The 19,895-nt window shown below is 66.9% G+C and carries 20 protein-coding genes and 2 tRNA genes; 7 read left to right on the top strand and 15 right to left on the bottom strand.

Annotated elements, in window-relative coordinates:
* Nucleotides 1-72 precede the first annotated feature (72 nt).
* Nucleotides 73-2,142, bottom strand: coding sequence for a TonB-dependent receptor plug domain-containing protein (locus SVA_RS20340; RefSeq protein ID WP_096462556.1), 2,070 nt, complete (start codon nt 2,140-2,142; stop codon nt 73-75).
* A 96-nt stretch (nt 2,143-2,238) separates the two neighbouring features.
* Between SVA_RS20340 and SVA_RS18190 the strand changes: the two genes are divergently transcribed.
* Both SVA_RS18190 and SVA_RS18185 read left to right on the top strand, forming a co-directional pair.
* Nucleotides 2,239-2,856, top strand: coding sequence for an ANTAR domain-containing response regulator (locus SVA_RS18190; RefSeq protein ID WP_096462555.1), 618 nt, complete (start codon nt 2,239-2,241; stop codon nt 2,854-2,856).
* Between the two features lie 260 nt (nt 2,857-3,116).
* Nucleotides 3,117-3,356, top strand: coding sequence for a hypothetical protein (locus SVA_RS18185; protein WP_096462554.1), 240 nt, complete (start codon nt 3,117-3,119; stop codon nt 3,354-3,356).
* Nucleotides 3,357-3,603: 247 nt separating this feature from the next.
* Here the strand turns inward: SVA_RS18185 and SVA_RS18180 are convergent, their stop codons facing one another.
* Nucleotides 3,604-4,890 (bottom strand): SLC13 family permease, encoded by a 1,287-nt coding sequence (locus SVA_RS18180; protein ID WP_148665553.1) that lies wholly within the window; start codon nt 4,888-4,890, stop codon nt 3,604-3,606.
* Nucleotides 4,891-5,040: 150 nt separating this feature from the next.
* Between SVA_RS18180 and SVA_RS18175 the strand changes: the two genes are divergently transcribed.
* Nucleotides 5,041-5,466: a universal stress protein gene (locus SVA_RS18175; RefSeq protein WP_096463030.1), complete on the top strand. Its 426-nt coding sequence runs from the start codon at nt 5,041-5,043 to the stop codon at nt 5,464-5,466.
* Nucleotides 5,467-5,556: 90 nt separating this feature from the next.
* Here the strand turns inward: SVA_RS18175 and SVA_RS18170 are convergent.
* The 7 genes from SVA_RS18170 to SVA_RS18140 all read right to left on the bottom strand — a co-directional run bounded on the left by SVA_RS18170 (nt 5,557) and on the right by SVA_RS18140 (nt 11,528).
* Nucleotides 5,557-5,632: transfer RNA gene (locus SVA_RS18170), tRNA-Phe, on the bottom strand.
* 61 nt (nt 5,633-5,693) lie between these two features.
* Nucleotides 5,694-5,978, bottom strand: a complete 285-nt coding sequence (locus tag SVA_RS18165) for an oxidative damage protection protein (RefSeq protein WP_096463029.1) — start codon at nt 5,976-5,978, stop codon at nt 5,694-5,696.
* Nucleotides 5,979-6,085: 107 nt separating this feature from the next.
* On the bottom strand, nt 6,086-7,174 hold the full coding sequence (gene mutY / locus SVA_RS18160; RefSeq protein WP_096462553.1) for an A/G-specific adenine glycosylase: 1,089 nt from the start codon (nt 7,172-7,174) through the stop codon (nt 6,086-6,088).
* Complete coding sequence (locus SVA_RS18155) at nt 7,140-7,694, bottom strand: SRPBCC family protein (protein WP_096462552.1); 555 nt, start codon at nt 7,692-7,694, stop codon at nt 7,140-7,142. Before SVA_RS18155 ends, mutY begins: the two co-directional genes overlap by 35 nt.
* Nucleotides 7,691-9,643, bottom strand: a complete 1,953-nt coding sequence (locus SVA_RS18150) for an AsmA family protein (protein WP_096462551.1) — start codon at nt 9,641-9,643, stop codon at nt 7,691-7,693. Before SVA_RS18150 ends, SVA_RS18155 begins: the two co-directional genes overlap by 4 nt.
* Before the next feature lie 153 nt (nt 9,644-9,796).
* Nucleotides 9,797-11,440 (bottom strand): group II intron reverse transcriptase/maturase, encoded by a 1,644-nt coding sequence (ltrA, locus tag SVA_RS18145; RefSeq protein WP_096462550.1) that lies wholly within the window; start codon nt 11,438-11,440, stop codon nt 9,797-9,799.
* Nucleotides 11,441-11,454: 14 nt separating this feature from the next.
* Nucleotides 11,455-11,528, bottom strand: a tRNA-Gly gene (locus SVA_RS18140).
* A gap of 843 nt (nt 11,529-12,371) precedes the next feature.
* Here SVA_RS18140 and thiS point away from each other — a divergent pair.
* Nucleotides 12,372-12,623: a sulfur carrier protein ThiS gene (gene thiS, locus SVA_RS18135; protein WP_231971814.1), complete on the top strand. Its 252-nt coding sequence runs from the start codon at nt 12,372-12,374 to the stop codon at nt 12,621-12,623.
* Nucleotides 12,623-13,438 (top strand): thiazole synthase, encoded by an 816-nt coding sequence (locus tag SVA_RS18130; protein WP_096462548.1) that lies wholly within the window; start codon nt 12,623-12,625, stop codon nt 13,436-13,438. Before thiS ends, SVA_RS18130 begins: the two co-directional genes overlap by 1 nt.
* A 22-nt stretch (nt 13,439-13,460) precedes the next feature.
* On the opposite strand, the gene SVA_RS18125 is transcribed toward SVA_RS18130, so the two are convergent.
* Nucleotides 13,461-13,667, bottom strand: a complete 207-nt coding sequence (locus tag SVA_RS18125) for a YdcH family protein (RefSeq protein WP_096462547.1) — start codon at nt 13,665-13,667, stop codon at nt 13,461-13,463.
* A 149-nt stretch (nt 13,668-13,816) separates the two neighbouring features.
* Here SVA_RS18125 and trmB point away from each other — a divergent pair, with 149 nt between their 5' ends.
* Nucleotides 13,817-14,503, top strand: a complete 687-nt coding sequence (trmB, locus tag SVA_RS18120; protein WP_096462546.1) for a tRNA (guanosine(46)-N7)-methyltransferase TrmB — start codon at nt 13,817-13,819, stop codon at nt 14,501-14,503.
* Between the two features lie 48 nt (nt 14,504-14,551).
* Here the strand turns inward: trmB and SVA_RS18115 are convergent, their stop codons facing one another.
* The 5 genes from SVA_RS18115 to ppsA all read right to left on the bottom strand — a co-directional run bounded on the left by SVA_RS18115 (nt 14,552) and on the right by ppsA (nt 18,950).
* Nucleotides 14,552-14,860 (bottom strand): GIY-YIG nuclease family protein, encoded by a 309-nt coding sequence (locus SVA_RS18115; protein ID WP_096462545.1) that lies wholly within the window; start codon nt 14,858-14,860, stop codon nt 14,552-14,554.
* Nucleotides 14,861-14,878: 18 nt separating this feature from the next.
* Nucleotides 14,879-15,742 carry a SirB1 family protein gene (locus SVA_RS18110; RefSeq protein WP_096462544.1) on the bottom strand — a complete coding sequence of 288 codons (864 nt, stop codon included), beginning with the start codon at nt 15,740-15,742 and terminating at the stop codon, nt 14,879-14,881.
* A gap of 102 nt (nt 15,743-15,844) precedes the next feature.
* Nucleotides 15,845-16,330 (bottom strand): DUF6231 family protein, encoded by a 486-nt coding sequence (locus SVA_RS18105; RefSeq protein ID WP_096462543.1) that lies wholly within the window; start codon nt 16,328-16,330, stop codon nt 15,845-15,847.
* Nucleotides 16,330-16,572, bottom strand: a complete 243-nt coding sequence (locus tag SVA_RS18100) for a MoaD/ThiS family protein (protein ID WP_096462542.1) — start codon at nt 16,570-16,572, stop codon at nt 16,330-16,332. The genes SVA_RS18105 and SVA_RS18100 overlap by 1 nt, the downstream gene beginning before the upstream one ends.
* Nucleotides 16,572-18,950, bottom strand: a complete 2,379-nt coding sequence (ppsA, locus tag SVA_RS18095; protein ID WP_096462541.1) for a phosphoenolpyruvate synthase — start codon at nt 18,948-18,950, stop codon at nt 16,572-16,574. Before ppsA ends, SVA_RS18100 begins: the two co-directional genes overlap by 1 nt.
* 39 nt (nt 18,951-18,989) lie before the next feature.
* On the opposite strand from ppsA, the gene ppsR reads away from it, so the two are divergent.
* Nucleotides 18,990-19,808 carry a posphoenolpyruvate synthetase regulatory kinase/phosphorylase PpsR gene (ppsR, locus tag SVA_RS18090; RefSeq protein WP_096462540.1) on the top strand — a complete coding sequence of 273 codons (819 nt, stop codon included), beginning with the start codon at nt 18,990-18,992 and terminating at the stop codon, nt 19,806-19,808.
* Nucleotides 19,809-19,895 lie beyond the last annotated feature (87 nt).

Raw genomic sequence — 19,895 nt, 5'->3', positions numbered from 1 at the left:
GCCGGAGGGAACCCGGGGTCCGCCTCGGAGCGGTTCATCGATCAGGCGCCAGGGCTGAACCACGCTTCGGGCTCACCGCAGCTCCAGCGCCAGGGTGGCGAACACGCGCCTTTCGGCCGTGTTTTCGTCGATGAAATCCCGGTACTCCTCGTCGAGCGCGTTCTGTGCCACGAGCGCCATCTCGCCGCGGAGGCCGCCGAGTCGCAACCTGTGCGCGAGCCGCAGGTCGAGACGCTCGTAGCCGTCGAGCTCGTCGCCGCTGCCCATCCACAGCATGTAGCCGACGCGGTAGTAGCCGGCGCTGACTTCCCAGTCGGGCGAGAACCGGTGAATCAGCAGAGCGCTCATCGTCTTCTCGGGGACGGATTCCAGGCGGCGCTGCTGATTGCGCACGGCCGGGTCGCCGACGTCGGTGCCGGAGGCGTCCGCGTAGGCGTAGGTCAGCGCGAGGCGCGTCGTCGGGGCGAGGCGCCAGTCGAGCCGCGCGTCCACGCCCTCGACGACGAACTCGCCGATGTTGGCGAAGCTGAACGCCTGCTTCTCCGGTATGAACTCGTCCGGCTCCGGGACGAAGATCTCGGTGATCATGTCCTTCAGCCTGTCGCGATAGATGCGTACGTCGAACAGCACGCGGCGGTCGAGCCATTGGCCCAGGTACCCGAGCTCGTAGGTCTCGAGCTTTTCCGACCCCAGCTCGGCGGCCGGCACGCTCACTTGCTCCAGGAGCACGCCATCGAGGACGTATCGCTCGTCGTTGCTCGTCTCGATGAACACCGGATTGCGCGCGGCCCGCGAGGCGGCCAGTCGAACGGTATGCCCCGCGGCGACGTCGTAATTGATCGCCAGGCGGGGCGACGTTTCGGTGTCCGTGTAGTCCGTTCGCTCGACCATGGCGCCGGCATTGACCACCGTCCGTTCGCTCGCGCGCCACTCGACGTTGGCGAAGAGCCGCTCCTGACGGTTCTCGAACGTGGAGGACGTGCCCAGCCGCCCGGGCGAGCGCACCTGGTCTTCGCGCAGCCCCGCGCCCCAGACGAGCCGCCATGCCGGCGCGAGCCGCATGATGTGCTGGAGCTCGAGATCGTAGCGGTGCTCGGTGCCGCCGTAGTCGATCGGCACCTGACGTACACCGAGCGGCCCGAGGTTCAACGGGTCGGTAAAATAATCGTCGTCGTGGTTGCGGTAGTTGTGGTAGGCCTGAACGAGCAGTTCGTCATCGGCACTCAGTCCACGTGTCCATCGCAGGAACTGGTAGCTGGTGTTCGTATCGGTGTCTCGAGCGAGGTTCGTCTGGCTCGCGGGATCGCCCTTCTCCGCGTCGGCCGTGCTGGCGCCCAGCTGCAGCTCCACGGTGTCGTTCGTGCTCTTCCGGATCTCGCCGCGCAGGGTGGCGAAGGGCACGCGACTCGAATCCACGCGGTCCCGAAAGCCGTTGTCGGACCGGTATCCGAGCGTCGCCCTCAGGTCGAAATCCGCCCCGGACCATCCCTGCCGCACGGTTCCGTCGCGTACGCCGCCGGTGCCGCTCGCGAGCTCAACGTAGGTACCCGGATCCTGCGACGGGTGCCGCGTGATGATGTTGATGACACCGAGCACGGCGTTCGCCCCGTACGTGGCGGCGTTCGGCCCCCGGATCACCTCGATGCGCTCGATGTCGTCGATCGCGAGCGGCAGCTCCGACCAGAAGACACCACCGTAAAGCGGGCTGTAGACCGACCGGCCGTCGACCAGCACCTGCATCCGGCGCGAGAACTCGTCCGACAGGCCGTGGTAGGTGACGCTGGGCTGATAACCGTACAGGTACCCGACCTGGAATCCGGGAACGAACCGGAAGAGATCGGCGACCTGGCGCGCGCCCGACGCCTTGATCATCTCGCGATCGACGACCGTGATGGCGGCCGGCGTCTCGGACTGGTGCTGGGACAGGCGGGTGGCCGACAGCACGACGGGCAGCTCGGCGAAGTACTCGCTTTCGTCGAGCAGCAGGCGGCCGTTTTCCGCGGCCCCGGCGCAGGGGAGGGACAGCCACAGCAGGGCGGCCAGGCCGAGCGCCGCCCCGCGGAGGGATCGTGGCCGCACGCACACGGCGACGGAACGGCCACCGGTGTTTCCGGTGCCGGTGACGAATGCGCGCCCGGGCAAGAAATTCCCCTTGTAAGGTTGTGGCCCCCCACGTACCGTTATCACGGCTGCTCGAACGCAGTCAATCTCGGACCAGGAACGGTGAGAGGTGGATAAATGAACAGCGCGTCGTCCGCGGCCCCGCGTCTGCTGCTCGTGGACGACGACCCGATCGTCCTGAACACGCTGGGGACCGGCCTGTCGCGGATGGGATACGGGATCGAAACGTTCGAAAGCGCGAACGCGGCGCTCGCGTGTTACCGCGCCGCGCCGCCCGACCTGGTGATTCTCGATTACCGTCTGCCCGAGATGACGGGGGCCGAGCTGGCGCGCGCGATGATCAAGGAGGCGTACCGCCCGATCATCGTGCTCTCGGCGCACAGCGACGCGCCGACGGTGCGGGAAGCCGTCGGCCTCGGCGTATCGGCGTACCTGGTGAAGCCGGTCGAAGCCGAGCGGCTGGCGCCGAGCATCGAGGCGGCGCTCGCGCGCTTCGCCGAGCTGGAGGCGCTGCTCAAGCAGGGCATGAACCTGCGCGAAGGTCTGGAAAAGAACCGGATCATCAACACCGCGATCGGCATCGTCATGGAGCGTTCCGCGCTTCCGCTCGACCTGGCGTTCGAGAGCCTTCGGCGGCTCGCGCGCGACCAGCGGCGTCCCTTGCGCGACGTCGCGCTGGAGCTGGTCGATGCCGTTTCCACCGCCAATGGAATACTTCAGCGACTGCGCGATTGATCATCGGATTGACCGAACCGCGCCGCGCGTGCTAAAAGTTGTCCCGCCGATGAGCCCCATCCCCGCTCATCCGACCGGCTGATCGGAACGCCGGTTTCCCCGAGCCTTATCCCCCGCTCTCGTCGTCGGACGCCATTCCGCGTCTTCCCGGGCCTCGACCTAGCCCAAACCGTTTCGGCCGCGCCTGGCGCGCGACCGGTGCCGATTTCTCAGCCGCGCGTCACCCCGGTGGGCGACGGGCGGGTCGCAGCGGAGGAACGATGCAAGATGCCGTCTGCTCGCAGGACCAAAGGCTGCAGGCCGCCGTCTTCTGGCAGGGCCTGGCGGGCAGAGGTCTGCTGCATCCGCTGTCGTGTCGCGTGAGCACGAGCCATGCGCCGCTCGAGCCGCAGGAAAGCGACAAAGGCGAGGCGATTCTCGTGTGCGTGGATTGCGGATACGCGACGCTGGTACCCGATCCCATCCTGCGCATCTGGCAGGCCATGAGGCGTTTCGAATGACGAGTTGAAGGGCACGCGGAAGATCGGGGTAGGGGGAGAGGGTCCAACCCGGGCGGCGGTGACACGTCGAGACCGGGTAGAACGAACAAGAAGAGGTTCTCCTCCTGTGTTCAAGGGCTTGCCAGCGCAAGCCCTTTTTCTTTTCGCGGTCGTGCGGACATTTCCTTCGGTCGCGGGCGCGATGTTGCGCGCCGCGGCCGGCTTGTCGCCGCAGAAACCGGCGAGCCGAGGAAGGCGGCCGGCGCCTTCAAGAGCCGGCCCGCCACCCGAGCATGAACAGCAGCGCCAGGAAGCCGCCGATGTACGCGACGGCCACGTGCCAGCCGTGGCGCAACCACGCCCCGACCGATCTTGCCTCCGGGAACAGGTTCGAGAGGGCCACGCCCGCGCTCGACCCGAACCAGATCATCGAGCCGCCGAACCCCACCGCGTAAGCGAGCATGGCCCAGTCGTAGCCTCCCTGGGCGAGGGCGAGCGCGGTGAGCGGAATATTGTCGAAGGCCGCCGAGACGAAGCCGAGGCCGAGCGCGGTTTCCCAGGAGGCGGGCGGGAGCTTCTCGACGGGCATCATGGAGGCGGCGGTCACAAGGGAGATCAGGAACAGAGTTCCCTTGAGCGCCTCGGGCAGCAGCTTCCACTCCGGAGGCCGCACCGGCGCGCTGAGGAGCAACGCCATCCAGACCGCGACGCCGAGGAACGGAAAACGATCGCTCAGTCCCTGGAACCGGGAATTGGCGACCACGTTGGTGAGGATGGCGGAAAGCAGGATGAAGGCGACGATCGCGACGCGGACCCAGTCGATCCGGGCGTGTGGTGCAAACTGACGGCGTATCGTCGCCAGCCCGGCCTGCTGCAGCGCCGCCGGCACGCCGAAGATGACGAGCGCGACGGCCGACGGCACGAAAGCGCGAACCAGTTCCGCCGGGCTCACTCCGGCGATCCACATCATCGTGGTCGTCGTGTCGCCGACGACGCTGCCCGCCCCGCCGGCGTTTGCCGCGCCCACGATTGCCGCGAGAAAACCGATATGCACCTTTCGCTCGTAGACGCTCGCTGCCACGGTACCGCCGATCAGCGCCGCGGCGATGTTGTCGAGGAAGGACGACAGCACGAAGATCATCGCAAGCAGGGTAAAGGCCCCCTTCCACCCGTCGGGGAGGAAACGCGGCAGCCGGTCCGGGACGCCGCTGTCCTCGAAGTGGCGCGCGAGCACCGCAAAGCCGAGGAGCAGGCCGACGAGGTTTACCAGGCCGACCGCCTCGTGCTCGAGGTGCAGCCCGAGTCCGGCGAGCCCCGCGCCCTCCGGGAATCCGGTGACCTCGAGCTTGTAGGCGGTGATGACGGCAAGACCGGCGAGTGCGACCTGCAGCGTGTGGCGATGGAACAGGGCAACGCCGAGCAGGGTCGCGCCGAACAGGACGAAGTCGAGAGGGATGCCGAACGGAGCGTAAGCTTCACCGGCGGCCAGCGCCGGCAGATGAAACAGCAGGAGCGCGATGCCGCATATACGCGCCGACCAGGAGACGGGATGCATCGGGTACGCGCGTCGTTCCCACCGCTTTTCCGGCGCGCCGGATTCTATCCGATCATCGCTCCCGCGAGCAGTTGTATTGCGTCCGCTGCGATTGCCGGCGAGGCGGAGGCGGGGCAATATGGTCCTCGCGTTGCGACCCGGGGGTTCTTCATGTACAGGATCTTGATCGCCGTGGACGGCTCCACCGGCGCGGAGCACGCGGTGCAGCACGCCGTGCGGTTGAGCGGAGAATGTCCCGCGCTGGAACTGCACGTGATCAACGTTCAGGAGCCGATCACCGCGTGGGAGGTCCGCCGCAGCCTTCGGGACGAAGAGATCCAGGCGATGCAGATGAGCCACGGTGGGGATGCGCTTCGGTCCGCGCGGACGCGGCTCGAGGCCGCCGGTCTGCGCTACGTCCCGGAGGTGCTGGTCGGCCCGGTGGCGGAAACCATCCTTGAGTACGCGCGGAAGCAGGCGTGCGACCAGGTCGTCATGGGGACGCGCGGGCTTGGAGCCATCCATGGTCTCCTGGTGGGCTCGGTGGCGATGAAAGTGCTGCACTTGTCCGAGATGCCCGTCACGCTCGTGAAATAGTCCGACTCCGCCGGAGGTGCGGAAGCGACCGCGCCTGCCCGGACGCGGCGAAGCCGGCGCTTGGCCGGCTTCCGGAAGTCGCGATCGGGATGGTGGCCAGGGACGGAATTGAACCGCCGACACGCGGATTTTCAGTCCGCTGCTCTACCAACTGAGCTACCTGGCCGGGAAGGGGTCCTGAAAAGAGCGGCGAATTATAGGGGAGGGTCCGCGCTTTGTAAAAACGCCTACTTCTTCGCCTGTGTCTCGGGGGGTACGTAGCCTTCGGGGCGCTTGGAGCCCTCGCCGAAGAAAAACTTCTCCATCTCCTGCTCGAGGAACTTGCGCGCCTTGGGATCCATGGGATTCAGGCGGTACTCGTTCATGAGCATCGTCTGCTGGCCCATCCACATCTGCCACGCCTCTTTCGACACGTTCTCCCAGATCCGCTTGCCCAGATCGCCGGGATAGGTCGGGTAGTCCAGTCCTTCGGCCTCGCGACCGAGCTTTACGCAGCGCACCGTACGAGCCATCGTCATTCCTCACGTGATACTTGTGCCAGCCGTCCATCGCGCGACCGTCCCGGCTTCGCTCCACCTCCGGCCGCCCCTTCCGGGGCTCTCGCCGGCGCGACGACACGTCAGGTGTCTTCGCGACTTGCCCTCAGTTTCGCGAGCAGTCGCTGGACCGGCGCGGCGAATCCGCGCGCGTCCGGCCGCCGGACGTTATACCAAACCGTCTCGGTGCCCTCCATCGAAACCTCGCTTGAACCCACGAGACGCGCGGGTATGGGAGTGATGTCGAGGTGAAAGTGGCTGAAGGTGTGCCGAAACTTCGGCCACGCGCGTTCCGGCTCGATCGCCAGACCGAGGTGACGGCGGCACCAGGCGCGCACGTCGCGCGCGGAGCACTCCGGCAGCCCCCAGAGACCGCCCCACACGCCGGCCGGCGGGCGGCGCACCAGCAGCACCCGTCCGCGTGGATCGCGGATCAGGAGCATGCGCACCGTCTTGACCGGCGCCGGCCGGCGCGCGCGCGCCGCCGGAAACCGTTCGGGCGTGCCGAGACGGTGGGCCGCGCAGTCGGCGCGCACCGGACAGCGGGCACACTCGGGTTGACGGCGGCGGCACAGCGTTGCGCCGAGGTCCATGATCGCCTGGGTGTACTCCGCGACGCGGGTTTTCGGCGTGTGCGCGTCGGCGAGCTCCCACAGCCGCTGCTCCGTCGCCTTTCCCGCCAGCGGCTCGGCGATCGCGTGGTAGCGGGCGAGCACGCGCTTCACGTTCCCGTCGAGGATCGGGTGGCGCTCGCCGTGGGCGAGCGCGAGGATCGCGCCCGCCGTCGAGCGTCCGATGCCCGGAAGCGCGTGCAGGCGCTCGAGGTTGCGTGGCAGGCGCGCGCCGTGGTCGCGGGCGACGAGGCGCGCCGCATGGTGCAGGTTGCGGGCGCGGGCATAGTAGCCGAGCCCGCTCCAGAGGTGCAGCACCGCGTTGAGGTCGGCGCGCGCGAGCGCCGTCACGGTCGGGAAGCGCGCGATGAAGCGCTCGAAGTAGGGGACGACGGTCGCGACCTGCGTCTGCTGCAGCATGATCTCCGAGACCCATACGTGATAGGGGTCGCCGGTCCGCTTCCACGGCAGGTCCTTGCGACCGTGGCGTGCGTACCACGCGAGCAGGGCGCGGGCGAAGACGCGGTCAGCGCGCGGCGAGGCGCTCGAGCTTTTCGGCATTCGTAGCGAGGACGTCGCGGATCTTGTAGCGGATCAGCCAGGGCCCGATGACGGGAGGCACGTAGAAGGCCGGCACGAGCTCGGCCTCGTAGCGCAGGCGCGTGGCGCCGTTCTCGGCAGTCACGCGCCAGCGCTCCTCGGCCTCCTCGAAGTCGCTCTCGCCCGCGACGATGCGCCCGACGATCGCCCCGTCCGGGGCGGTGCGCACGTCCTTGGCGATGCGCACGCTCCGGCAGAAAAAGAGGATGCAGGACGACAGGGTCAGGAACACGCGCGAGACCGCGCCTCGCGGCTCCACGCGGCTCGCGGTCACCGAATCGAAGTACTTCGCGTAGTTCCCGTAGTCGGTGAGGTAGAAGGCCAGCCGGTCGCGGGGCGCGGCAATGCGCACGTCGAAGCGCACCGTGTAGCGGCCTTCGTCGTGCGTCACTTCCGTGAGGAGGACCTCGCCGGCGCGCGTGCGCGCGGCGAAGAGGGCGAACAGGCAGGCCGCGGCGACCGTGGCGACGCCCGTGTTCATCGGGTGAGCTTCTTGCGCAGGCGCTCGAGCCGCTCGTCGAGCTTCTTCTCGAGTTTAGGCACCGCCTTTTCGATCGCTTCGCGTGCCTCTTCCTTGGCCAGCTCGCCAAAGTCGACCGTGAACGTCGGGTTCGTGAACGTACCGCCGATCACGAGCGGCACGGTGGTGCCGCTGCGCCCGGCCCCTTCGGCCAGCGTCACCCGAAGCCGGTAGTCCGGCGTCTGCTTGACGAGGTTCGCGCTGCCCTTTCCGGTCGCGCGCACGACCGGTCCCTGGAGCTTCAGGTCGTCGTTGCGCGCGACCCCGTTGGTGACCCGTACGGTGGCGGTAAGCGAGTCGAAAGCGGTCTCGTCGGAGGCCTGCGTGCTGACGCGCACGGTCTTGCCGCGCAGCGTGTCGTACGCGGCGCGCGCCTGAGTGATCATCTTCTGCAGATCGACGCCCTGGATCTTGCCGTCGCGCAGCGCCACGTTCACGGTGCCGTTCAGCGTCTTCGTCACCTGTTCGGCATCGAGCCCCTGGGCCGTCAGCTTGATGTCGAGGTTGCCCGTGCCGGTGTAGCGGTCGAAGACGTCCGCGTCCTTGAGAAACGGCCCGAGCTGAATGGCGGCGAGCTTTTCCTCGAACTGGAAGCGCGGGACCTTGCCGCTCGCATCGATCGTCGTGCGCCCGGCGTACTGGCCGCCGTAGAGCTTCGCGGAGTTGGGGCCGAGCGCGATGCGGCCGCCGCGCGCGGCGACGTTGATCATCACCGACTCGCTGCGGATGCCGAACGCCTTGAGCGAGCCCACCTTGAGCTTGCCCTGGGCGTCCAGCTCGCGCAGCAGCGCGAGGGGGATCACGACCGCGCCGGCGGCCGCCTCCTGCTTCGCCTGGGGTTCGGTCTTCGTCTCGGGCGGCAGGTAGCGGTCGAGGTCGAACCGGTCGACGCCGATGTCGAATCGGTAGGCGGGCCGGGCGAGGTCGTTGACCGCGACCTGGCCCGTGACGCGCGTGTCGTCGAGCCGGAGATCGATATCCTTGAGCGCCACGGCCTTTTCGGATGCGTCGAAGCGCATTGCGGCGGCGAGGGCGCGTAGCGCCTGCGCATCGCCCGGCGCGTAGGCCACGCCAAAGCGATTCATGAACTTGCGGGGATTGAATTGCGCGATCTCGACGCGTCCGCTCAGGCGGGGCGACTCGAAGATTTGCTTGCCCGCGATCTCGCCCTTGAGCTTCAGTTCGCCGACGGCGGCGCTGAGCTCGGGGATGTTGAGCGCCTGCGTCCGGGGATCGAGGTTGATCCGCGCGTCGAGCTCGACCCGCTCGCGGTTCGCCGGCGCGCCGGCCTCGACGTCGAAGGCGAGTCGGAGCGGCACGGGAACGCTGCCGAGGAGGTTGCCGCTCGCGAGCTCGAGACGGCGCACCGCGTAGGCGGCGCCGCTCGCGGCGTCGCGCCAGGTGAGCGCGCTGTTGCGCACCTCGACGCGATTGACCGTGAAGAGCGCCAGGGCGTCACCGGGCGAGGGTGCAGGCGCTTCGTCCTTCGGCGGGGCCGCGGGCCTGTCGGTTTTGACGAGGTCGTCCCAGTTCGTGCGCCCGGCGCGGTCGCGCGCCAGATGCAGCTCTAGCCCGTCGAAGTGCACGCCTTCGACCACGACCTCGCGCCGGAGCAGCGGCAGCACCCGAACCGAGACGGCGGCGGAGTCGACGCGCGCGAACGGTTCCGGGCCGAAGCCCTTGGCGTTGGCGAGCTGCAGGCCGCCGGTCTTGAGACCCAGCGGCCAGAACGAGAGCCGGAGATCGCCCTCGATCGCGAGATCGCGACCCGTCTGTTCCTTCACGACCCGAACCAGGTCGTCGCGGTAACGGTTGGGGTCGACCAGGACCACGAGCGCGATCGCCGCGAGCAGCAGCAGGCCGATGACGACCCCGAGGAGGATCGCCACGATCTTGAGGGGTTTACGCAATCGTCGTCTCCGCGGAGGGAGTGGAGCGGGTGATGGGAATCGAACCCACGTCTAAAGTCGGGTAAGGAGGCGGCGTTGCCGCCGCCCCCTCCCCTAAGAACCGTACGTGAGAGTTACCCCTCATACGGCTCAAGCAGCCTGTAAAGTCTCCGATCAGGAGACCGGCGGCCTCGCATGTTTCCTTCCAAGGCTATGTTTCTGCCTATGGCAGTTCTCATGAACGAGTTCCAAGTTGGACAGTTTATCCGAGCCCCCGTGGCACCGCCAAACCTTGTGGTGGAGATGCCACCCAGATTTGTTGGTGATCGGTTGGCGACACTGCGGACACCGACCATCCTGTTTGGTCCAGAGCCAAGACAACTTTCGCCTGCCCGCCAGGGTACGCCTCATCTTCCATCCGAGTCGGATTTCGAAATACTCGTCCCATGTCGGATCGAACGGATTGGCCTCGGCCTTGATCTTCACGTGCCGCCGGATTTTAAAGTCCGACAGACGCACGAGAGCTTCCATGCCAGAGGCGAACACCCAATCTCGGTTCGGCGCTGAGGAATAGTACCGCCTTTTCAACCAGCGCTTGTTCTTGGTGGGGTGCCGCCGTTTGACCCAACGCTGCAGCCCGCCGAAGATACGGTGATCCATCTTAGCGAACGCGCGCGATGACGTTTGGGAAGAGTGGTAGTTGCCCCACCCCCTGAGGAGCGGATTGAGCAACCGAATCACGTCTTCCTGTTTCGCCATGCGCAGCTTCCGCAGGATGTCGCGCACCTTTCGGTAGAGCTGCTTTTCGTTTCCTTTGGCTGGTTTGATCAGAAGCTTGTTGCCGTACTTCCGGACATTCCAACCAAGAAAGTCGAAGCCGTCCGCAATGTGCGTGATCTTGGTCTTGCTGGGCGAGAGACGCAAACCGCGTTCTGCCAGAAAGTTTTCGATCACGGGTATGACTTCGCGCTCCAAGAGCTCTTGCGAGCGCCCGGTGACCACGAAATCATCCGCATAACGGACAAAATGAACCTTGTGCTGGCGCTTGAAACGTGTCGCAAGGACGGGCTCAAGACCATCAAGGACCATGTTTGCCAGCGTGGGCGAAATGATCCCGCCCTGTGGCGTTCCGGCTTCCGTAGGAAACAAACGACCTTTTTCAACGTATCCGGCTTTCAGCCATTTGCGCAACACGGCCCGGTCGATCGGGATGCGTCGGAGCATCCAGTCGTGGGCAATATTGTCAAAACACCCCTTGATATCGCCTTCAAGTATCCATTGGGCGGAGTCCTTTCGACGCAGCGCATTGAAGCACTGCTCGATGGCATCCACCGTGGACCGCTCGGGGCGAAAGCCGTAGGAGTTGGAGTCCGCCGTGGTCTCCGCGACCGGCTCCAGCGCCAGCAGGTAAAGCGCCTGCATGGCCCTGTCGCGCATCGTCGGGATGCCCAGCGGCCTCTTGCCCCCGTTGGCTTTCGGGATGTGAACACGCCGTAAAGGTTGTGGACGGTAGTGCCTTGCATGCAGCGAGCACACCGCCCTCCATTTGGCGTCGGGCGTAGACCAAGTTGCTCCATCTACGCCGGGCGTCTTACGGCCCTGGTTCTCGGTAACCCGACGAACAGCGACTGCTTTGCTGCTCGTCGAGCGGGTCAGCAACTTTTGCAGGCGTTTGACCTTGCGCCAGTCGCATTCCCGAGCCGCCTTCGCTATACGAGTCTGTAACCTCCTGACTACTCCGTGCCCAGCCGGCCACTGTATGGAATGCCAACTATGCCAAGTAGCGGAGGCGACATCGCCGTGATTGCATGCGTCCATATCAACCTCCGATATGGAGCGGGTGATGGGAATCGAACCCACGTCATCAGCTTGGGAAGCTGAGGTTCTACCATTGAACTACACCCGCCCAGGTTCCCATCGGGAATGGACGCACCTCTCCCCTGAGGGAGTGGAAGTCCGTCCCTCAGGGGCAGGTTGTTGCAGACCTATCAAGCGATAGGCCACCACGCGGAAGTCAGCACCCTTTCGGGTCGAGGCGATCGTTTCATCCTCTATCCCTCCCGTTACAGGAGAGCTTTCGCTTTTTCCGCGATCCTCTACCCGCTGCGACATCAGTCACCCTTGCGGGCAACCTTGTCCGATGTCGCTGGACATCGCATCGGGTTTACCACGTTCCGCACAAGTAACAGAATTGGGTGGATCCCGCCTTTCCGCCGGTGGTTCGGTGTCAGCGTGTACCGACCAAGCAGCAGCACATCCAACCACGTCCCTTTTGGGTAGGGCCTAAAACCAAACGCGATGGCCCATTAAGCTTAACGACGTTTATTAGCGGTTTGCTTACGCTGATCCATCAACTCAGCCTAGCGCCTTCCTCGGACGCGTTTCCGAGTTCACGCCAGGCCCCTCACGGGGTCCAGCGTACCCCATGGGGTGGCTACATTGTCAGAGCGCTTAGTACAGTCGGTTGCCCGTCCTACACTGCTCCTAGGCTACCGGTGGCTGAACACCGGGTCGGGCAGGTGGTTGATGCCACCATCCGACAATTACTTGTACGGCCTTCGCCGCACAGCGCCCCAACGTAATGTACCGGGGCTTTTCAGCGCTGTCTTATCTGCTCTTAGAACTAGGTGGCAGAAAGGCCAGCTACCTTCGCGACTCGTGTCGCACGCTTGGGAAGCTTTCGTTCTACCATTGAACTACACCCGCGCCGTCGCTTTCGCGCCGGGGCCGCCTTGGCCCCGAAAGCACGATGTCATATAGTGTAGCCAGTTTCGCTTCCGAGTTGCACCCGCTCTTCCCGATGGAAATCCTGGTCAACGGCGAACCACGCCGCTTCGAAGGTTCGCTCACCGTCGCCGACCTGCTCGAGAGCATGGGCCTCGCGCAGCGCCGGGTCGCGGTGGAGGTGAACCGGGAGATCGTCCCGCGCAGCCAGCACGGCCGCCATCCGTTGAAGCAATCCGACCGGGTCGAGGTCGTGTTCGCGATAGGAGGGGGCTGATGAGCCGCGCCGTCAATGATCTGCCCCGGAACGACAGCGCCGATCCCCTGGTCATCGCCGGCCGGGTTTACCGGTCGCGCCTGCTGGTCGGGACCGGCAAGTACCGGGACCTCGACGAAACCCGCCGCGCCGTGGAGGCGAGCGGCGCCGAGATCGTCACGATCGCGATCCGTCGGACGAACATCGGGCAGAACCCCGCCGAACCCAACCTGCTCGACGTGCTGCCGCCCTCGAAGTACACGATTCTGCCGAACACCGCCGGCTGCTACACCGCCGAGGACGCGGTGCGCACCTGCCGGCTCGCGCGCGAGCTGCTCGACGGGCACGACCTGGTGAAGCTCGAGGTGCTGGGCGACGAGAAGACCCTGTTCCCCGACGTCCCCCAAACGCTGGAGGCGGCGCGCACACTTATTAAGGATGGGTTCAAGGTGATGGTCTACACCACCGACGACCCCGTGGTGGCCAAGCGCTTCGAGGAGATGGGTTGCGTCGCCGTCATGCCGCTCGCCGCGCCCATCGGCTCGGGGCTCGGTATCCGCAATCCCTACAACATCCGCTTCATCGTCGAGGCCGCACGGGTGCCGATCCTGGTCGATGCCGGCGTCGGCACGGCCTCCGACGCCGCCCTCGCCATGGAGCTCGGTTGCGACGGCGTCCTCATGAACACGGCGATCGCGCTGGCTCGGAACCCGGTGCTGATGGCGTCCGCCATGAAGAAAGGCGTGGAGGCCGGGCGCGAGGCTTATCTCGCCGGGCGCATGCCGCGCAAGCAGTACGGCTCGCCGTCCTCGCCCGTCGGGGGTACGCCCTTCTGACCCCCGCCCTGCGTTCCCGAACTCAGGCTTCGAGATCGGGGATGAGCTTGCTTTCGATCCTGGCGATGAAGTCCTTGAGCTGCAGCTTGCGCTTCTTGAGGCGCCGCAGGAGCAGCTCGTCGGTGGTCGGGCTTCGGGACAGCCGCTCGATCACTTCGTCCAGATCGCGGTGCTCCGTGCGCAGGGCGAGCAGTCTCTCGCGCAGAAACTCGCTTCCCGGGTCGCCCATGTGGATCTCCTGCGCTGCTCGGACGCCGGTCTCGCGCCGGCACGGGCCGGCAGGAAACGCGGCGGATCGGATAGTGCCCGCAACGATATCCCAGAGGTGGCGGGGCAACAACCGGCCGGCGCGATGCGCGCCGAATTCGTGAACCGCTGATGTCGGCGGACGCTCCTTTCCTGCGGACGGTTCGGAGTTTCGTCCGGCGCGAAGGGCGCATGACGCCGGGACAGCGGCGCGCGCTCGAGACGCTGCTGCCGCGTTTCGCGATCGAATCGGGCGGCTCGCCGTTCGACTTCGCCGCCGTGTACGGGCGGCGGGCTCCGGTCGTGTGCGAGATCGGTTTCGGCAACGGCGATGCGCTCGCCGAATCCGCCGCGCGCCATCCCGAGCGCGACTTCCTCGGCATCGAGGTTCACCGTCCGGGCGTCGGGAGCCTCCTGCGCAAGCTCGAGGCGCGGGACATCGCGAACGTGCGCGTGGTCGTGGCGGACGCCAGGGAGGTGCTTGCCCGCGACGTGCCGGACGGCTCGCTCGCCGCCGTGCACATTTTCTTCCCGGATCCCTGGCCGAAGAAGCGACACCACAAACGCCGCTTGATCCAGCCCGCCTTCGCTGCGCTCGTGCACGCCAAGCTCGCGCCCGGGGGCTACGTTCACGTGGCGACGGACTGGGAGGACTACGCGGAGCACATCCGCTCGGCGTTCCTCGCGGCGTCCGGGTTCGCGACGGAGGAGGGCAATACCGCCCGCCAGCAGCCATGCGCGCGCCCGCCCACGCGCTACGAGCGGCGCGGACAGCGGCTGGGCCATCGCGTTTACGAGTTGCGGTTTATCAAGGGGTGAAAAGCGGAGGACGGCTCGCGGTCGCGGCCAGGCACGACCCGACCGTCGTCACTCGTCACGGTGCGCCGCGGCCTCGTACTTCCTGATGAGTTCCTCTTTCTCCTTGCGCGACAGCAGCCGCAGCGAGCATTCGCGGATGAGCGCGGCCGAGCGATCCTCGCACAGCTCCTGGTAGCGCAGCCGTACGGGACGGCGGCTGCGGGTGTAGCGGGCGCCGGTGCCCTCGTTGTGCTGGTGCACGCGCCGTTCGATGTCGTTGGTGATGCCGGTATAGAGCGACCCGTCCCGGCATTCGAGGATGTAGACGGTCCAGGGCTCGTCGTGAGCCGCGGAGACGGACTCCGGTTTTGCGGACATCGGGCGTCCCTGCAAGGATCAGTTGAGGCGGGCGGCTAGGCGCTCGAGGTCCGAGATGCGCCGGTGCAGCAGCGCGGCCTCGGCGGCGGCGGGATTCAGGTCGAGGTACCGGCGGAAATCCTGGAGCGCGGCGCGGAAGCATTCGAGCCGCATGTACACCTCGCCCCGCTCGCGCAGCTCCTCGGGCAGCACCGGATCGATGGACAGCATCCGGTTCAGCACGCCCAATGCCTTGTCGTGCTGCTCGCGATGCAGGTAGATCGCCTTGAGGTTACGCAGCATGCGCAGCAGGATCTGCTTCTTGTCGGCGGCCGCAAGGAGCCGGGCGAGCGCGCCCAGCGGCGCGTCGTGCTCGGGGAAGCGCGCCTGCAGGCGCTCGCGCAGGTCCTCCTCGCTCACCGGCATTCCGCCCGAGAAGGGGTCGAGGACGACTTCGCCCTCGGCGGTCGCGGTCTTGACGAGAAAGTGCCCGGGGAAGGTCACCCCCTCGAGCGCGAGCCCGAGCCGGCGGCCGATTTCGATATAGAGGATCGCAAGCGTCACCGGGATGCCGCGCCGCCGGTCGAGCACCTCGTTGAGAAAGCTGTTGCGCGGGTCGTAGTAGTCCTCGGTGTTCCCGCAGAATCCCTGCTCGTCGAACAGGAACTCGTTGAGCGCGACCACGGTCGTTTCGAAGTCGGCCTCCGGCTGCAGGCGGCGGCGCACGCCCTCGGCCAGCTCGTCCAGCCGGCGAAGATAGGCCTCGATGTCCAGCGCGGGGTACTCGTCGGTGGCGACCAACAGCGCCGCCTCGGCGAGATCGATCTCGTCTTCGGGCCGGTCGAGCAGCGCCTTCAGGCGGTCGGCGCGCGCGGTGTGCATGAGGTCGCTGACGGGTTGCATCGTTACGCTTAAATATAGCAAAGCTTTCGCGATCGTCCCGGCGATGCGTCGCGTCGGTGACGCAAAACGTCACACGCGAGGAAGCGTCGACGTCACGCGCACTTACCAGCGGAATTTGTCGAAGAGTTCGGGATGCGCCCAGTGTTCGCTGTTGAGCCAGTCGGGCGTGAGCTTGTAGCGCGCGATGTCGAACTCGTAGAGCGCGACGCCTTCCGGGTGCTCCTCGATCAACTGCAGGCCGAGCGCGATCAGATCGTTTGCCTCGCGCCGGGTTTCGCTTTCGGAACCGGAATCGACGGCGAGGAGCAGGTGCGCGGCCTGCACGTCGCGCAGCCGCGCGAGCAAGCGCGTCGCGTCCTGCGGGCCGAGGGTTTCGAAAGCGCCCGCGACGAACGCCAGGGCGAACCGCGGGAGAGCGGACAGCCGGGCGTGCGCCTCGCGCGGCCGGAGGCTGAGGTACCCCGTCTGCGGACGGGCATCGAGGTAGCCGCGAAACAGCGCTTCGCCCAGAGGGCCGATATTGAGGATGGACGCCGGATGGCGCTCGGCGAGCCGGCGGAGGACCGTTTCGCGGTAGGGCACGTCCATCAGCGCGTGGGGACGAGCGCGATTTCGTCGCGATCGCGCACCGGGTGCTCGGGCGCCGCGAACTGCTTGTTCACGGTCGCCCGCACCGCCTCGTCCGCGAGCACCGCTTCCCACGCGCCGCCCCGGCGGCGCAGCCAGGCGAGCAGATCGCGCACGCTCCCCACCTCGGCGGGCAGGCCGACGTCTCCGGAGGCACGCCCGAGCGTATCGACGAGCCCGGCGAAATGCAGGAGCCGCGCCATCAGGAGCGGCCCCGGTGATTGGCCAGGTAGAGCCAGGTGTCGACCACGGTGTCCGGGTTGAGCGAGACGCTTTCGATGCCCTCGGCCATGAGCCACTCGGCGAGGTCGGGGTGATCGGAGGGGCCCTGCCCGCAGATGCCGATGTACTTGCCGGCGCGCCGGCAGGCCTGAATCGCCTCGTGCAGCAGCTTCTTCACCGCCGGGTCTCGCTCGTCGAATTGCGCGGCGATGACGCCGGAGTCCCTGTCGAGCCCCAGCGTGAGCTGGGTGAGGTCGTTCGAGCCGATGGAGAAGCCGTCGAAGTGCTCGAGGAACCGGTCCGCGAGCAGGGCGTTCGAGGGGATCTCGCACATCATGATGAGCCGGAGGCCGTTCTCGCCGCGCCGGAGCCCGCTGGCCGCGAGCAGTTCGACGACGCCGCGGGCCTCCTCGACCGTGCGCACGAAAGGCACCATGATCTCGACGTTGGTGAAGCCCATGACCTCGCGCACCTTCCTGAGCGCGCGGCACTCGAGCTCGAAGCAGTCCCGGAACGACTCGTTGATGTAGCGCGAAGCGCCGCGGAACCCGAGCATGGGGTTCTCCTCGTGCGGCTCGTAGCGCGCGCCGCCGATCAGGTTCGCGTACTCGTTCGATTTGAAGTCGGACAGGCGCACGATCACGGGCTTGGGAAAGAAGGCGGCGGCGAGCGTGGCGATGCCCTCGGCCAGGCGCTCCACGTAGAACGTGACCGGATCGGCATAGCCGGCGGCGCGGGCGCGGATTTCGCGCTTCACGTCGTCCGGCTGCTCGGCGAACTTGAGCACGGCCTTCGGGTGCACGCCGATCATCCGGTTGATGATGAACTCGAGCCGCGCGAGGCCGATCCCGGCGTTGGGCAGCCACTGAAAGTCGAACGCGCGCTCGGGGTTGCCGACGTTCATCATGATCTTGAGCTCGAGCTTCGGCATCTTCTCGAGGCTGACCTCGCGCACCTCGAAGTCGAGCTTGTCCTTGTACACGTACCCCGTCTCCCCTTCGGCGCAGGAGACCGTCACCGGCGCGCCGTCGCGGACCGCTGCGGTCGCGTTGCCGCACCCGACGACGGCCGGGATGCCGAGCTCGCGCGCGACGATCGCGGCGTGGCACGTGCGACCGCCGCGGTTGGTGACGATGGCGGCCGCGCGCTTCATGACCGGCTCCCAGTCGGGGTCGGTCATGTCGGTGATGAGCACGTCGCCCGGCTCCACGCGGTGCAGCTCCGCCGTGTTCGCCACCACGCGCGCGCGGCCGGCGCCGATGCGCGCCCCGATGGAGCGCCCGGAGCAGAGCACTTCGCCGCGCTTCTTCAGGCGGAAGCGCTGGAGCAGGTCGCTGCCGGCGCGCGACTTCACCGTCTCCGGCCGGGCCTGCAGGATGTAGAGCTTGCCGTCCACGCCGTCCTTGCCCCACTCGATGTCCATCGGGCGCCCGTAGTGCTCCTCGATGAGGACGGCCTGGCGCGCGAGGTCCTCGATGTCGGCGTCGCTCAGGCAGAAGCGCTCGCGGTCCTCGGCCGGCACGTCGACCGTGCGCGTCGTGTGCCCGTCCGTCACCTCCTCGCTGTAGATCATCTTGATCGCCTTCTCGCCGAGGACGCGCTTCAGGATCGGATGAAAACCGCGCTTGAGCGTCGGCTTGTGCACGTAGAACTCGTCGGGGTTCACGGCGCCCTGCACCACGGTCTCGCCGAGGCCGTAGGACGCGGTGATGAATACGACGTCGCGGAAGCCCGACTCGGTGTCCAGCGTGAACATGACGCCGCTCGCGGCAAGGTCCGAACGCACCATGCGCTGTATGCCGGCCGAGAGCGCCACCTCGTCGTGCGCAAAACCGTGGTGCGCGCGGTAGGCGATGGCGCGGTCGTTGAAGAGCGAGGCGTAGACCTGGCGCACGGCGGTAAGCACGTGATCCAGTCCCTGCACGTTGAGATAGGTCTCCTGCTGCCCGGCGAACGAGGCCTCGGGCAGGTCCTCGGCGGTGGCCGAGGAGCGGACGGCCACCGCGATGTCGCGGCCTTCCGCTTCCTGCATGCGTTCGAAGGCGCCCTCGATTTCTCGCCGGAGACGATCGGGCAGGGGCGCGGCGAGCATCCAGCCGCGGATCTCGGCCCCGGCCGCCGACAGGGCGCGCGTGTCGTCCACGTCGAGGCCGGCCAGGCGCTTGGCGATGCGGTCGGCGAGCCCGTCGTGCGCGAGGAAGGCGCGGTAGGCGTCGGCCGTGGTCGCGAAGCCGCCCGGCACGCGCAGGCCCGCCTCGGTCAGGTGGCGGATCATCTCGCCGAGCGAGGCGTTTTTTCCGCCGACGCGGGCGACGTCGCCCATGCCGAGGGACTGGAACCACTCGACCCAATCGCTCATTTCACCTCCTCCTCGGCCGCGTCTGGCACAATACGATATATGGAGCGCGACGTCTTCTTCGTGTCGGACCGAACCGGCATCACCGCCGAGACGCTGGGTCTCTCGCTCCTCACGCAGTTCAACGGCATCAAGTTCGTCAAGCACACCCGGCGCTTCGTCAACTCGCTCGAAAAAGCCCGCGAGGTGGGCGAGGAGATCACCCGCCTCGCCCGCGAGAAGGGGAGGCCGCCGATCGTGTTCAGCACGCTCATCGACGAGGACATGCGGCGCGCGCTGGCGACGGCCGACGGCGTGTTCTTCGATCTCGTCGATACCTTCATCGTGCCCCTCGAGGGCGCGCTCGATCAGAAATCCTCGCACACGATCGGCCGCGCGCGCGAGTCGCTCGACCAGTCGAAATATAACCTGCGGATGGACGCCGTTAACTACGCGCTCATTACGGACGATGGCCTGCATACCCAGGATTACAACCGGGCGGACGTGATCATTCTCGGCGTTTCACGATCCGGAAAGACGCCGTCGTGCCTCTATCTGGCGCTCACCTTCGGCGTCTACGCCGCCAACTACCCGCTGACGGAAGAGGACCTCGAGGACCTGCGGCTGCCGAGCGCGCTCGTCGGTCACCGTCATCTGCTCTACGGCCTCACGATCTCGCCCCAACGGCTGCATCACGTGCGCTCCGAGCGCAAGGCCGACAGCCCCTACGCTTCGCTGCGTCGTTGCCAGTACGAGATCGCGCAGGCGGAGGCGCTTTATCGGCGGGAAGGCATTCCGTATATCGACACCACCACCATGTCCGTCGAGGAAATCGCGACCACCATCCTGCACCAGATGAAGCTCGCCTGGCGGCTGGCCTGAGCCCGCCGGCCGTCGGGCCGTCCGTGGCACGCAAAATGCAAAAAGAATGGGTCCCCCGCGCCTTGGGGTGGGGTAAGGGAACCGCTT

Source organism: Sulfurifustis variabilis (genome assembly GCF_002355415.1).
Classification (GTDB): Bacteria; Pseudomonadota; Gammaproteobacteria; order Acidiferrobacterales; family Sulfurifustaceae; genus Sulfurifustis; species Sulfurifustis variabilis.
Note: the sequence above shows the minus strand (reverse complement) of the source record. Positions and strands in the feature narration are given on the sequence as shown.

Coding starts and splice junctions, on each gene's coding strand:
- SVA_RS18105 (WP_096462543.1), bottom strand. CDS start 16,330: ATGGACGTGCCCTACCGCGAAACGGTCCTCCGCCGGCTCGCCGAGCGC.
- SVA_RS18110 (WP_096462544.1), bottom strand. CDS start 15,742: ATGCAACCCGTCAGCGACCTCATGCACACCGCGCGCGCCGACCGCCTG.
- trmB (WP_096462546.1), top strand. CDS start 13,817: ATGTCGGCGGACGCTCCTTTCCTGCGGACGGTTCGGAGTTTCGTCCGG.
- ppsA (WP_096462541.1), bottom strand. CDS start 18,950: ATGAGCGATTGGGTCGAGTGGTTCCAGTCCCTCGGCATGGGCGACGTC.
- SVA_RS18180 (WP_148665553.1), bottom strand. CDS start 4,890: ATGCATCCCGTCTCCTGGTCGGCGCGTATATGCGGCATCGCGCTCCTG.
- SVA_RS18155 (WP_096462552.1), bottom strand. CDS start 7,694: ATGAACACGGGCGTCGCCACGGTCGCCGCGGCCTGCCTGTTCGCCCTC.
- SVA_RS18115 (WP_096462545.1), bottom strand. CDS start 14,860: ATGTCCGCAAAACCGGAGTCCGTCTCCGCGGCTCACGACGAGCCCTGG.
- thiS (WP_231971814.1), top strand. CDS start 12,372: ATGTCATATAGTGTAGCCAGTTTCGCTTCCGAGTTGCACCCGCTCTTC.
- SVA_RS18100 (WP_096462542.1), bottom strand. CDS start 16,572: ATGGCGCGGCTCCTGCATTTCGCCGGGCTCGTCGATACGCTCGGGCGT.
- SVA_RS18125 (WP_096462547.1), bottom strand. CDS start 13,667: ATGGGCGACCCGGGAAGCGAGTTTCTGCGCGAGAGACTGCTCGCCCTG.
- SVA_RS18190 (WP_096462555.1), top strand. CDS start 2,239: ATGAACAGCGCGTCGTCCGCGGCCCCGCGTCTGCTGCTCGTGGACGAC.
- SVA_RS18130 (WP_096462548.1), top strand. CDS start 12,623: ATGAGCCGCGCCGTCAATGATCTGCCCCGGAACGACAGCGCCGATCCC.
- ppsR (WP_096462540.1), top strand. CDS start 18,990: ATGGAGCGCGACGTCTTCTTCGTGTCGGACCGAACCGGCATCACCGCC.
- ltrA (WP_096462550.1), bottom strand. CDS start 11,440: ATGGACGCATGCAATCACGGCGATGTCGCCTCCGCTACTTGGCATAGT.
- SVA_RS18175 (WP_096463030.1), top strand. CDS start 5,041: ATGTACAGGATCTTGATCGCCGTGGACGGCTCCACCGGCGCGGAGCAC.
- SVA_RS18185 (WP_096462554.1), top strand. CDS start 3,117: ATGCAAGATGCCGTCTGCTCGCAGGACCAAAGGCTGCAGGCCGCCGTC.
- mutY (WP_096462553.1), bottom strand. CDS start 7,174: ATGCCGAAAAGCTCGAGCGCCTCGCCGCGCGCTGACCGCGTCTTCGCC.
- SVA_RS18165 (WP_096463029.1), bottom strand. CDS start 5,978: ATGGCTCGTACGGTGCGCTGCGTAAAGCTCGGTCGCGAGGCCGAAGGA.